This is a genomic window from Rhodoferax sp. GW821-FHT10B06 (genome assembly GCF_059415605.1).
This window is the reverse complement of the sequence record NZ_JBWKNO010000006.1, coordinates 78751-90958: the sequence shown is the minus strand read 5'-3', so window position 1 is coordinate 90958 and position 12208 is coordinate 78751. Positions and strand designations below refer to the sequence as shown.

The 12208-nt window shown below is 64.4% G+C and carries 11 protein-coding genes; 7 read left to right on the top strand and 4 right to left on the bottom strand.

Annotated features, from left to right (window positions below; all coding sequences use genetic code 11):
- Positions 1–179 precede the first annotated feature (179 nt).
- From AC07O2_RS11660 to AC07O2_RS11650, 3 genes are all read right to left on the bottom strand, one after another.
- On the bottom strand, positions 180–992 hold the full coding sequence (locus tag AC07O2_RS11660) for a helix-turn-helix transcriptional regulator (RefSeq protein ID WP_495075907.1): 813 nt from the start codon (positions 990–992) through the stop codon (positions 180–182).
- Positions 993–1010: 18 nt separating this feature from the next.
- A complete protein-coding gene (locus AC07O2_RS11655) occupies positions 1011–1607 on the bottom strand; it encodes a LysE family translocator (protein ID WP_495075906.1) in 597 nt (198 codons plus the stop codon).
- Between the two features lie 162 nt (positions 1608–1769).
- Positions 1770–2219 (bottom strand): CHRD domain-containing protein, encoded by a 450-nt coding sequence (locus AC07O2_RS11650; RefSeq protein WP_495075905.1) that lies wholly within the window; start codon positions 2217–2219, stop codon positions 1770–1772.
- Positions 2220–2465: 246 nt separating this feature from the next.
- On the opposite strand from AC07O2_RS11650, the gene AC07O2_RS11645 reads away from it, so the two are divergent.
- The 4 genes from AC07O2_RS11645 to AC07O2_RS11630 all read left to right on the top strand — a co-directional run bounded on the left by AC07O2_RS11645 (position 2466) and on the right by AC07O2_RS11630 (position 6609).
- Positions 2466–3800, top strand: a complete 1335-nt coding sequence (locus AC07O2_RS11645; RefSeq protein WP_495075904.1) for a S1 family peptidase — start codon at positions 2466–2468, stop codon at positions 3798–3800.
- Entirely contained in the window at positions 3797–4843 is a 1047-nt protein-coding gene (locus AC07O2_RS11640; RefSeq protein WP_495075903.1) for an FHA domain-containing protein, read from the top strand. The genes AC07O2_RS11645 and AC07O2_RS11640 overlap by 4 nt, the downstream gene beginning before the upstream one ends.
- A 166-nt stretch (positions 4844–5009) precedes the next feature.
- Positions 5010–5519, top strand: coding sequence for a DUF1993 domain-containing protein (locus tag AC07O2_RS11635; RefSeq protein WP_495075902.1), 510 nt, complete (start codon positions 5010–5012; stop codon positions 5517–5519).
- 151 nt (positions 5520–5670) lie between these two features.
- A complete protein-coding gene (locus tag AC07O2_RS11630) occupies positions 5671–6609 on the top strand; it encodes a tRNA dihydrouridine synthase (RefSeq protein ID WP_495076086.1) in 939 nt (312 codons plus the stop codon).
- Positions 6610–6645: 36 nt separating this feature from the next.
- Here the strand turns inward: AC07O2_RS11630 and AC07O2_RS11625 are convergent, their stop codons facing one another.
- Positions 6646–9513 (bottom strand): putative bifunctional diguanylate cyclase/phosphodiesterase, encoded by a 2868-nt coding sequence (locus tag AC07O2_RS11625; protein WP_495075901.1) that lies wholly within the window; start codon positions 9511–9513, stop codon positions 6646–6648.
- 98 nt (positions 9514–9611) lie between these two features.
- On the opposite strand from AC07O2_RS11625, the gene AC07O2_RS11620 reads away from it, so the two are divergent.
- From AC07O2_RS11620 to AC07O2_RS11610, 3 genes are all read left to right on the top strand, one after another.
- On the top strand, positions 9612–9869 hold the full coding sequence (locus AC07O2_RS11620) for a hypothetical protein (RefSeq protein ID WP_495075900.1): 258 nt from the start codon (positions 9612–9614) through the stop codon (positions 9867–9869).
- A 224-nt stretch (positions 9870–10093) separates the two neighbouring features.
- Positions 10094–10609, top strand: a complete 516-nt coding sequence (locus AC07O2_RS11615) for a chemotaxis protein CheW (protein ID WP_495075899.1) — start codon at positions 10094–10096, stop codon at positions 10607–10609.
- A gap of 26 nt (positions 10610–10635) precedes the next feature.
- Positions 10636–12174 (top strand): methyl-accepting chemotaxis protein, encoded by a 1539-nt coding sequence (locus tag AC07O2_RS11610; protein ID WP_495075898.1) that lies wholly within the window; start codon positions 10636–10638, stop codon positions 12172–12174.
- Positions 12175–12208: the final 34 nt, after the last annotated feature.

Below are 12208 nucleotides of genomic sequence, written 5' to 3'. Positions count from 1 at the left end.
ACAGGGATGTGTATTCGGGGGACAACCACAATGCTCTTATGTGGCCCCCAGCCTGCAAACCTACAGCAGGCAGAAGTCCCTGGTAAAGGCCTAAACAATTGCTTTATATAGGTTTTTGCACCATGCCCGCCATCAAAAAATGTTTGATGGCGGGTATTTTTTATGGGCTGGGCGGGTAGTCAGGCGGGGTATTCCAGCGACTGCTGGTAGACCCGGGGCGTCACGGCGTGGCGTCTTTTGAAGTGCCGCTGGAAGTGGCTTTGGTCGGCAAAGCCCAGGCTGTGGGCCACGTCGGCCAGGCTGCCGCCGCGTTTGAGCAGCTGCTTGCCCTGGTTGATGCGCTGGTCCAGTTGGAAGGCGTGCGGCGTTTGGCCGTAGGCCTGTTTGAAGCTGCGCAGCAAGTGGTAGCGGCTGAGGCCGGCGGTGTGGGCCAGGTCGTCCAACGTAAGGTTGTCGGCCAGCTGGTCGAGTATGCAGTCGCGCGTGCGCCGCAGCGCGCCGGTGGGCCGGGCCGCGGGCTGTGCCTGGCGCGGGTGGCCAAAGCAATGGGTGAGCAGAAAGCCCTGCAGCGCTTCGTCGGCGGCGAGGGTGCTGTCGCCATGCTCCAGGGTGTGGAATAGCGCGTCAAACTGCTGGTACAGCCGGGCAGAGTCGCTGTGCGCCAGCGCAAACGGGGTGTAGTCGCCGCCGCCATGCCAAGCATTTTCGGCCTGCAGGCGGGTAACCCAGGCCGTGTCTACGAACAGCATGCGGTACGACCAGGGCTGGCCGGGGCGTGGGTTGCAGGCATGGGCGTCGCCGGGGTTGAAGAACACCGCCATGCCCTGGTGGATGGCAGCCTGGTGCCGGTGGTTGCGGTAGGTTGCGTGGCCGGCGTCCACCACGCCAAAGGAGAATTCATCGTGCGAATGGGTGTCGTAGCAGGTGCTGCCCTGCGTGACGCGGCGCATTTCCACATGGGGCAGCAGCGCGCTGCGGCGCAACTGTTGCATAAGCCTACCTTTCAGGGTCTAGGCCAGCATGGCTGCCACGGCGGCAACCAGCATCAAGGCCATGGTGCGATTAAACAGCAACTGGTGGCGCGCGGGCGCCAGCCAGCGGCGCAGCACGGTGCCCAGTGCCGCCCATGCCGCCACCGAAACGCAGCACACGGCCCCTGACACGGCGCAGAAGATGTGCAGCAGCGTCGACGTGTCGGGCCCCGCGCTGACAAACAGGCCCACGCCTGCAAGCGCCACCAGCCAGGCCTTGGGGTTCAGGCTTTGCGACAGCACGCCTTGCAGCCAGGCGCTGTGGCGTGCGGCCGTGGGGGCTTCGGCACTGCTGGGGGCTGCACTGGCAATGCGGGCTGACAGGTACAGCAGGTAGGCCGCGCCCAGGTATTGCAGCCCTTGGGCCAGCGCCGGGTAGGCCTGTAGCACGCCGCCCAGGCCGCTGCCCACCAGCCAGACGATGGCCACATAGCTGAGGCTGGCGCCCAGCACATGCGGCAGGGCGCGCACAAAGCCCCGGTGCGCGCCCAGGTGGGCGGCGATCACATTCACCGGCCCGGGCGAGATGGCGCCGGCCAGGGAAAACAGAAACATGGGCAGCAGTATCGACAGCATGGCACTCCCGGGTGGAACAAGTGCGTGCAGTGTCTGCCGCGGGGCGCTGGCAGTATTGAACGATATTGCTGAATGCCAGGCCGCAAAAGAAAATAGCCCCTGGCGCAGGTACTGCCTGCGCCAGGAGCTATGGATTTTGTAGCGAACTAAAGCTGCGTCGGCTTACATCTTGGGCAGCATCTGGCCGCGGATTTCGCCGCCCTTGTTGGTGGCGGTGTGCACATTGGCGTACCACTTGCCGGCCAGCAGGTCGGCGGCTTGGGCGGGGGTCAGGGTGGCCTGGCCTTCCAGCGGGCTGGTGCTGCTGCTAAAGGGGATGACCACGCCGGCATTGGCGCCCGCAGCGGCGGGGCCGTGGAAGTGGGCGGCGGTGGCCGGGCCGGTCAGGCCGGAGAAGCTGATCTTCCAGCTCAGCACATTGGTGCTTTTGTCCAGCCAGGCCTCGGCCTTGCCGGTGCCGGGTGAGGTGTTGGGTGGCACCTCGTTGGCGCTGGACATGTTGCCGGTCAGCGCGACCTTGGTAGAGGGTTGCATGGTGCTGCAACCTGCGATGCCCAGCACCAGGGCTGTGGCTACAAACAGAGTCTGGGGAAAGTAACGGCGTGAACCCATGGTGTTGGTCTCCTGTTGGAATAGCTGTGGGCGGCGGGGTAAAACCAGTCTAGCACCGCCCTGGGCGCAGCGCGTGGTAAGACCCTCTGCTGCTGTAGGCCGGCGGGTGCCGCGAGACGGGAATTTACATAGTTTCAAAATTCAGGTCAAAACAGGCTGTGGCGCAGGCAAAACATGCGCTGGATGCTATGTATTCGGTAGCGTTGGCGCGGCAAGCCCGTGCGTACCGCCCCCTAGAATGAACCGATGACCTTCTTCCACCCCTTTCTCCGCCGACTGGCCCTGTGCTGCGCTGCGCTGGGCGGCCATGCGGCCTTTGCCCAGGCACCAGCGGCCCCGCCAGTGCCCGCCCACCCGGATGCCGTGTCGCGCGACGCCCAGCGCGCCTACCAGAGCGCGCGTGAAAAGCTGGTGCAGATACGCACCCTGGTGCGCGATACGAACACCCAGTCCAGCGTGGGCTCGGGCTTTTTTGTGTCGGTCGATGGTCTGGTGATGACCAACTTCCACGTCGCCAGCCAGCTGGCGCTGGAGCCCGAGCGCTACCGCGGTGTGATGGTGTCGGTAGACGGCAAGCAGGCCGAGGTGGACCTGCTTGCCTTCGACGTGCTGCACGACCTGGCTCTGCTGCGCGTGCGCGACTCGGCGGGCGAGCGGCCGGCGCTGGACTTTCGCCCCGCCGACCGCCCACTGGAGCGTGGCGAGCATCTGTATTCGCTGGGCAACCCGCTGGACATAGGCTTTGCGGTGACCGAAGGCACCTACAACGGCACGGTGCAGCGCAGCTTCTACCCGCGCATATTTTTCGGCGGCGCCATCAACCCCGGCATGAGCGGCGGCCCGGTGCTGGACGAGGCCGGCGAGGTGATAGGCGTGAACGTGTCCAAGCGGCTGGACGGCGAGCTGGTCAGCTTCCTGGTGCCGGCCGAGTTCGCCCAGGCGCTGGTGGCGCGCGCGGCCACGTTGCCGCCCATCACCAAGACGGCGCAGGCCGAAGTCACGCGCCAGCTGCTGCTGCACCAGGACGCGATGGCCAAGCGCTTCATGGCCACGCCCTTCAAGGCACAGACCTACCAGGGCTATAGCGTGCCGGTGCCCGACGACGCCATGGCCCGCTGCTGGGGCCGCGCCAGCGATGCCAGCCTCAAATCCTTTTCAGTGGAGGTGACAGACTGCCAGCTGGACAGCCAGCTGTTTGCCGGCCAGATCACCACCGGCTTCATCAAGGTGCACCACGAGGCGTATGACGCGCCCAAGCTGGGGCCGCTGCGCTTTGCCACCCTGTTTGGCGAGCGCATGGCCTCGGAGCGCTTCATGGCCCAGTCCAACGCGCAAAAAACGGCGGCCGAATGCTCCGAGCGCTACATCGACCGGGGCGGCATGGCGCTGCGCGCGGTGGTTTGCATGAATGCCTTCCGCAAGCTGCGCGGCCTGTACGACATGTCGGTGGTGGTGACCTCGGTGAACCAGCCCACCCAGGGCGTGCGCGCCCGCATGGATGCCTATGGCGTGGGCTTTGACAACGGCCTGGCCCTGGCGAGCTATTACGTGAACGCTTTCAAATGGGTGGGTGCGCAATGAGTACCGTAGAACAAGCCATGGCCGCAGGCGCCATGCCCGCGATATCCGGGGCAGCGGCCACGCACAGCGTGCTAGGCCTGCTGGAGGTGCTGGACCGCAGCGGCGACATTCTGCAGCGCCTGCCGGTGCTGCAATGGCCGGTGACGGTGGGGCGCGCCCTGCACACCGACCTGGTGCTGGACGACCTGCATGTGGCGCCCGAGCATGTGCGCATCGAGGCCACCGCGCCCGGCGCTTTGGCCGTGCACGTGCTGGACACCGTGAACGGCGTGCAGCAGGGCGGCAAGCACTACCCGCGTGGCACCCAGTTCAACTGGCTGCATGGCCAGGAGCTGGGCGTGGGCCGATTGCGCCTGCGCCTGCGCCTGGCCGAGCAGCCGGTGGCGCCGGAGGTGGCGCTGCCGCGCTTTGACTGGCACAACCTGGTCGCCACCCTGGTGCTGCTGGCCCTGGTGCTGGGCCTGACCTGGGCCGAGGTCTGGCTGGCCGTGCCCGAGTCCGCGCAGTTCATGCAGAAGCTAGGCTTCTCGGTCGGCGTGCTGCTGGGCGTGACCGTGCTGTGGGCCGGCGTGTGGGCACTGGCCACCAAGCTGTTTACCGGCTACCCGCAGTTCTGGCGCCATGTGCGCATCGTGCTGGGCAGCATGGTGCTGGTGGACGTGCTGATTTACCTCAGCACCTACCTGGGCTTTGCCTTTGGCTGGGATGTGTTCTCGCGCTACCACAGCCTGGCCTATGTGCTGGCCCTGGCCGGCGGCCTGTACCTGCAGTTGCGCATTGTGGCCGTGCACCGGCGCACCTCCATGGCGGTGCTGGTGCTGGCCCTGGGCCTGGCCTGCGGCGCCACCATGGTCTGGAAAGACCGCAACCAGAGCGCGCCCTATCTGGCCGCGTTGTACCCGCCCAGCTGGCGCCTGGCCCACCCGGTGCCGGTGGCGCAGTGGATGCAGGAGGCCGGCGCGCTGCGTGAGCGTCTGGACGCGCGTTTACAGAACGACGAAGACGACGATACGCCCGGCACCGACGAGGACGCGGAAGAATAGATGCATCAAATTGGCCAGCAGCGCAGATAGCACCTGCGCTGCCAGCTATGACTTCCGTAGCGCCGCAGAATACCGGCGGCCTGCGGGTGATTGGCACAGGCCGGCCAGCAAACTAGTGGGGAAGGCCGTAGACTCTCGCCTCTTTCACCCTCACTGGATATTTGCCATGTCTCTCTCCCTCTACCAAGCTTCCGTTCCCCTGTTCGTCCAGATCCTGGGTGGTCTGAGCAGCGTGCTGCGTAAGGCCGAAGTCCACGCCACCGAAAAAAAGATTGACCCGAATGCCCTGCTGCAGGCGCGCCTGTTCCCCGACATGTTCGCGCTGACCCGCCAGGTGCAGATCGCCGCCGACTTCGCCAAGGGCGCTGCCGCCCGCCTGGCCGGTGTGGATGTGCCGGCCTATGAAGACAACGAAACCAGCTTCGCCGACCTGCAGGCCCGCATCGCCAAGACTCTGGCTTTCATCCAGAGCGTGCCGGCTGCCGACATCGATGCCGGTAGCGAGCGCACCATCGTGCTGCGCCCCGGCACGCCCAACGAGAAGACCCTGCAAGGCAATACCTACCTGCTGCACTACACCCTGCCGCACTTCTTCTTCCACACCACCACGGCCTACGACATCCTGCGCCACAACGGCGTGGAAATCGGCAAGAAGGACTTTGTAGGTACGTTCTGATTGAGCCAGGCGTGATGAAGGGGCGGGCTGCTTTTTCCAGGGATACCGCGGAACCGGCTTTGCCGGGCCGCTGGTATCGCCCCCTGCAAGGGGGTTGGCGGAAGACGCGTAGCGCTGGAGCCTGGGGGTGAGCCAACTTCTCCTTGCGCCCATGGAGGGGCTGCTCGACTTTGTGCTGCGTGACATCCTGACCCGGGTGGGCGGGGTGGACCGCTGCGTGTCCGAGTTCATCCGCATCACCAGCACGCTGCTGCCCGAGCGGGTGTTTGTGCGCTACGTGCCTGAGTTGCAGAACGGCGGGCGCACGCTGGCCGGCGTGCCGGTGCGCCCGCAGCTGCTGGGCTCCGACCCCGCCTGCCTGGCCGAGAACGCGGCGCGCCTGGCCGGCATGGGCACCATGGGGATTGACCTGAATTTTGGCTGCCCGGCCAAGGTGGTGAACCGCCACGGCGGCGGCGCGGCCCTGCTGGACGAGCCCGAGCTGGTGGCCCGTATCGTGGCTGCCGTGCGGCGTGCCGTGCCGGCCGAGCAGCCGGTATCGGCCAAGATGCGCCTGGGCTTCAACGACGACAGCCGGGCCGTGGAATGTGCCCTGGCGATTGCAGAGGCCGGGGCCGACGAGCTGGTGGTGCATGCGCGCACCAAGGCCGACGGCTACCGCCCGCCGGCCTATTGGCACCGCATCCAGGACATCCGCGCCGCGGTGCGGATTCCGGTGGTCGCCAATGGCGAGATATGGACCGTGGAAGACGCCCGGCGCTGCCGTGCCGAGTCTGGCTGCGACACGTTGATGCTAGGCCGTGGCATGGTGGCCGACCCGGGCCTGGGCTGGGCCATCCGCGCTGATTCGGGGGCTGGTTCTTACAGCCCGCTGCCACATGTGCTCTGGACCGATATACGGCCACAGATCATGGCTTTCTGGCAGCTGGTGTGCAGCCAGTTGGAGCCGCGCCAGCGCGCGGGGCGGCTCAAGCAATGGCTGAACTTTCTGCGCCGCCGCTACCCCGAGGCGGAGCTGGCTTTCATGGCGCTGCGCACCCTGACCGACCAGGCCCAGGTCAGCGCCTGGTTGCAGGAGAATGTGAGTTAAATGTGGCTCTAGCGCAGGTATTTCCTGCGTAGGAGGCTATGAAAAGAGTAGCGGTTTGGCAGGCCGATGGCCGGCCGTTTCGGCGCAGGCCGACAGCAGCGCGTCCAGCTGCTGGGCGAAGCTGGCCTGCAGCTGCTGCAGCCGGGGCAACTGGGCCTTGGCTTCGGCGCTGGCGCCGGTGATCTGCAGGCGCAGCACTTCCAGGCCGGCGCTGCGCAGCGACTGCAGATGGGTTCCCACGGCTGCAAACTCGCTCTGGTGGCCGTATTCCGCCTGGCCGCGTTGCAGGTACCAGTTGCTGAAGCGTTCCGGGTAGCTGGCGGTTTGCTCGGTGTGGCCTTCGGTCGATGCGATGTCGGCGATCTGTTGCACCCAGGCCTGGTGGTCGTGCGCGGCCAGCAGCAGGGGGAAGTCGGCTGGAGCCCAGGGCATTACGCCCCAGACGCGCCAGGCCTCGGGCGACGTGAAGCGGCTGGCCCAGCCGGCCACGGCCTCGGCCGGCATGGGGCGGGCAATGCCATAGCCCTGGGCCCAGTCGCAGCCCAGTTGCAGCAGCAAAAGGCCGTGGGCGATGGTTTCCACGCCCTCGGCGATCACACCCCGGTCAAAGGCCTTGGCCAGACCGACGATGGCGTCCACCAGGGTCAGGTCGTCCGGGTCGTCCAGCATGTCGCGCACAAAGGACTGGTCGATCTTCAGGGTATTGGCGGGCAGGCGCTTCAGGTAGGCCAGTGAGGAGTAGCCGGTGCCGAAGTCGTCCAGCGCGAACTGCACGCCCAGCTTCTGGCAAGAGGCCATCACATTGCGCATGTGCTGCACGTCCTCCAGGGCGGCGGATTCCAGAATTTCAAGCTCCAGCATCTGTGGCGAAACCTCGGGCACGCGTGCCAGGATGTTGGCCAGCCGCTCCACAAAGTCGGGCTGCTGGAAATGCCGGGCCGCGATGTTCACGCTGACCACCCAGCGCTGGCCAAGGGCTGCCCAGCGCTGCATTTGCTGCAGGGCGTGCAGCAACACCCATTCGCCGATGTCGATGATGACGTCGGTGTCCTCCACCAGGGGCAGGAAGAGGTAGGGGCCGAGCAGGCCGTCTTCCGGGTGCTGCCAGCGCAGCAGGGCCTCCATGCCGAAGACCTGGCCGCTGCGCATGTTCACCTTGGGCTGGTAGTGCAGGCGCAGTTCGCCGTCCATCATGGCCTGGCGCACGCGGGTGCGCTGCTGGTGGTGGGTGTGGACTTCCTGGTCATGCTGGGCGTCAAACACGTGGAAGCGGTTGCGCCCGGTCTGCTTGGCCTGCACCATGGCCTGGTCGGCGTGGCGCAGCAGGATGTCGAGGTTGGTGTCCAGCGGGGCTTCGTCCTGCGGGTAGATGGCGATGCCGATGCTGGAGGTGAGGTTGATGGTGTGGCCGTCCAGCACGTAGGGGGCGGCCAGCAGGGCCTGCACCTTGGCGACCTGTTGCAGCACCTCGGCCTGGTCGTTCTGGTCTTTCAGCAGCAGCACGAACTCGTCACCGCCCAGGCGGGCCAGGCCGTGGTCGTCGCCAGCGTACTGGGTCAGGCGGCTGGCCACGGCCTGCAGCAGGCGGTCGCCGTAGTTGCTGCCGTAGCGCTCGTTGATGGGCTGGAAGTGGTCCAGGTCCAGCAGGCAGATGGCCAGCTGTTTGCGGTGGTGGCGGGCTTGCAGAATGGCCAGGCTGAACAGCTCCTGCATGGCCGGCCGGTTGTGCAGGCCGGTCAGCACGTCGTGGCCGATCTGCCAGGAGATTTCCTGGATCAACTGGCTTTTTTCGCTGACGTCGCGGAACACCAGCACGCAGCCCACCACGCCGCCGTCGGCCTGGCGGATGGGGGCGGCCGTGTACTCGATGGCGCAGCGTTCGCCCGAGGGGTGCAGCAGGATCTGGTTGGTGGCGTGCACCACGGTTTCGGTCAGGTACAGGGGCGGGGCGGCCTCGAAGGCGCTGGTTTCCATGGCGTCGTTCAGCAGCTCGAACACCAGGCCCAGGCTGTTGCCATGGGCCTGTTCGAAGCTCCAGCCCGTGAGTTGCTGCGCCAGGGCGTTGAGGGTTTCGATGCGGCCCTCCATGTCGGTGGTAATGACCGCGTCGCCGATGGATGCCAGTGTTACCTCGGCGCGCTCTTTCTCGTTCATCAGCGCGGTCTGGGCTTGGGTCAGTGAGGCAACCAGGGACTGCACTTCGTTGGCCATATTGTTGAAGGTCAGCGCCAGTGCGCGTGACTCGAACGGGCCGGTGACTTCCATGCGCGCGTTGTGGTCGCCACGTTTGAATCGGTTGGTGGCGCTGACCAGGCGGCGCACCATGCGGTTGTTGGCGCCGGCCACCCAGCCCATCAGCAGCAGTATGGACAGCACGGTCAGGCCGGCGGCCCAGAGTTGGGCGCGCAGCTTGGACCAGGCGCTGTTGAGCGAGGGCACGGGACTGATTTGTACCGTCAGTACGCCGGCGCTGGAAGCGCTCTCCGACGGGCCCGGCACCTCGAAGTGCGCGGTATACGGCTGGACGGGTACCAGGTGGGTGAACCAGGACGGATAGTTGGCCAGCATGGCGGCCGTGCTGCGCAGGGTAATAGATGGGGCCGGGCTGGCCGGTTGCCAGACCAGACTATCCCAGTCGGGGTTGGCCTGCGACTGGGCGCTGAGCAGGCTTTCCAGCCGGCCCGGCGTGGGGTGGGTGAGCGCATCGGCCAGCGCCGGCACCAGCAGCAGCGGCACCTGGCGCAACGCCAGCTGAAACCGCTCCTGGGCGGCCACGGTTTCGTTCTTGACCAGCAACTGGTAGCGCACCGTACCCGCGATCGCGAACAGCACCAGTATCGGAACAAACATCCGTGTGGTGGTGTTCAACGTCAGCCAGGGACGTATGACTTTGATCTTGGGCATGTGCTGGTGGAGACAAATAATCGGCGTTTAGCTGACTTAGTACGTTGCTCGATCTATGGATGTTACTTTATGTAATTTGTAACAGAAGGGGTGCACTCTTGGACACGATGCGTGGTCCGCATCTTGCCAAAAGCCATCGCGTTTTTGATCAGAAATTTGTAAAGCATGCCAAGCTCAAAAATTGGGCTGCTACTTATCCATACTGCACTCGCAGCTATGGATTAAATAGCCTGCCTGGTCAATTTCAGGTATTGCTCAGCGCCGATTTGCCCATGGGGGGTAGCCATGGAGACCTCAAGAAGCGGTATTTTTATGGTTTACAAAATGCATTTACACCGGCCCCAAAAGAGCCTTAGGCTGCGGTGCTGAGCCACAAGTTTCATTCGAAGCGTTTGAGGCTTGAAGTTATCATATTTGCGTTTTCTTCGTGTTGTTGTGGCGCCTCAAATCCATGAATTTTTTGTGCAGCGTGATTAATTGGCAATTATTTGATTAAAAAAACTGATTTTTAAATCATTTATATTAAATTTTGCATTTTTAACTAAAATCAGGTCACCAGTTTTCATTCCCGGGTACTGCCATGACCGCTACGAGTTCGCCATCCGTTTCCAATGCCGCCGTGCAAGCCAGTCCCACGCTGGAATACCTGTCGTTTCGGCTGGGTACGGTGGAGTACGGCATCGACATCCTGAAGGTGCAGGAAATACGCGGCTACGAGCAGCCCACCCGCATCGCCAGCGCGCCGGCCCATATCCGGGGTGTGCTGAATTTGCGTGGCGTGATCGTGCCCGTCGTGGATCTGCGGTTGCGCCTGGGCCAGGCGGAGGCAGGGTTTGACCGGCTGACCGTCACCATCGTGCTGCACCTGGCGCAGGGCTTGGTTGGGGCTGTGGTGGATGCGGTCAGTGATGTGACCTTGCTCACACCAGAGCAGATCCGGCCGGCGCCGCAATTCGACACCTCTGTGGATGCCGACTACATCACCGGCATTGGTACGCTGGGCGAGGCGGATCGCCCACGCATGCTGGTCTTGCTGGACATTGAGAAACTAATGGCAAACGCTGTTGCGGGAGGTGCTGCCCAAGCGCTAGAGTAACCCTACGAAAAACAAGGGATATTGCCATGAAGAACGTCAAAATTTCTACGCGTCTGGCAGCTGCTTTTTCCCTGATGGTGGGCCTGTTGTTGTTGGTTTCCGCCGCAGGCTTGCTGCAGATGGCCACCATGTGGCGCGGCACCGACGACATCATCACCAACTGGCTGCCCAGCGTCGGGGTGCTGGGGCGGATGAATACCGCCACTTCCGACTTTCGCATCACCGAGTTCCAGCATGTGCTCAATACCGAGGAAGCTGCGATGCAGGGTATTGAAAAAAACATGGCCAGGGTACTGGCGGGTTTTGAGCAGAACTGCCAAGCCTATACGAAGATGATCAGCAGCGACGAAGAGCGCAAGCTATATGACAGCTTTTCCGCCGACTGGAAGCGTTACCTGGAGATCCATGAGCAGGTGCTGGCCGCCTCGCGCAAGAATGACAACGATGCCGCCCGCAAGCTGCTGGAGGGCGATTCACAGAAGTACTTTGACAGCTCCAGTGCCGAGCTGGACAAGCTGGTCGAACTGAACTCCAAGGGTGCCACAGACGCCGGTGTGCTGGCCCAGAATGCCTATGGCTCGGCGCGCGCCTCCTTGATCGGCGTGGCCTTGCTGGGTCTGGTGATCGCCATCGCCGCTGCCATGTGGCTGATACGCTCCATCATCCGGCCGTTGACGGTGGCTGTAGACGCCATCCAGCGCGTGGCCGGTGGCGACCTGAGCCGGCGCATCGAATCCCATTCCACCGACGAAACCGGGCTGCTGTTGAGCGCGTTACAGGGCATGCAGGAAAGCCTGGTGACGGTGGTGTCCCATGTGCGCCAGGGCTCGGACAGCGTGGCCACCGCCAGTGCCGAAATCGCCCAGGGCAATAGCGACCTGTCCGGCCGTACCGAGCAACAGGCCAGCGCACTGGAAGAAACCGCGGCCTCGATGGAGGAGCTGTCCAGCACCGTCAAACACAACGCCGACAATGCGCGCCAGGCCAACCAGCTGGCGGTGAGTGCCTCCAGCGTGGCGGTGCAGGGCGGCGAGGTGGTCAGCCAGGTGGTGGACACCATGAAGGGCATCAACGACAGCTCGAAGAAGATCAGCGACATCATCAGCGTGATCGACGGCATCGCCTTTCAAACGAACATCCTGGCGCTGAACGCCGCCGTGGAGGCCGCCCGTGCCGGCGAGCAAGGGCGCGGTTTTGCCGTGGTGGCCAGCGAGGTGCGTAGCCTGGCCCAGCGCAGCGCGACTGCCGCGAAGGAGATCAAGATACTGATCGACAACAGCGTGAGCCAGGTAGACCAGGGCACAAGCTTGGTCGCCAAGGCCGGCAGCACCATGACCGAAGTGGTCACCGCCATCCGCCGCGTGACCGACATCATTGGCGAAGTCAGCTCGGCCAGCGGCGAGCAAAGCCAGGGCGTGGCCCAGGTGGGTGAGGCCATCACCCAGATGGACCAGGTCACGCAGCAGAACGCCGCCCTGGTGGAAGAAAGCGCCGCTGCCGCCAGCAGCCTGAATTCCCAGGCCCAGCTGCTGTTGCAGAGCGTGGCGGCCTTCAAGCTGGCTTAGTGGGTAAATAGGCCGCTGGCGCAGGTGGAACATG

Coding starts and splice junctions, on each gene's coding strand:
- AC07O2_RS11660 (WP_495075907.1), bottom strand. CDS start 992: ATGCAACAGTTGCGCCGCAGCGCGCTGCTGCCCCATGTGGAAATGCGC.
- AC07O2_RS11655 (WP_495075906.1), bottom strand. CDS start 1,607: ATGCTGTCGATACTGCTGCCCATGTTTCTGTTTTCCCTGGCCGGCGCC.
- AC07O2_RS11650 (WP_495075905.1), bottom strand. CDS start 2,219: ATGGGTTCACGCCGTTACTTTCCCCAGACTCTGTTTGTAGCCACAGCC.
- AC07O2_RS11645 (WP_495075904.1), top strand. CDS start 2,466: ATGACCTTCTTCCACCCCTTTCTCCGCCGACTGGCCCTGTGCTGCGCT.
- AC07O2_RS11640 (WP_495075903.1), top strand. CDS start 3,797: ATGAGTACCGTAGAACAAGCCATGGCCGCAGGCGCCATGCCCGCGATA.
- AC07O2_RS11635 (WP_495075902.1), top strand. CDS start 5,010: ATGTCTCTCTCCCTCTACCAAGCTTCCGTTCCCCTGTTCGTCCAGATC.
- AC07O2_RS11630 (WP_495076086.1), top strand. CDS start 5,671: ATGGAGGGGCTGCTCGACTTTGTGCTGCGTGACATCCTGACCCGGGTG.
- AC07O2_RS11625 (WP_495075901.1), bottom strand. CDS start 9,513: ATGCCCAAGATCAAAGTCATACGTCCCTGGCTGACGTTGAACACCACC.
- AC07O2_RS11615 (WP_495075899.1), top strand. CDS start 10,094: ATGACCGCTACGAGTTCGCCATCCGTTTCCAATGCCGCCGTGCAAGCC.
- AC07O2_RS11610 (WP_495075898.1), top strand. CDS start 10,636: ATGAAGAACGTCAAAATTTCTACGCGTCTGGCAGCTGCTTTTTCCCTG.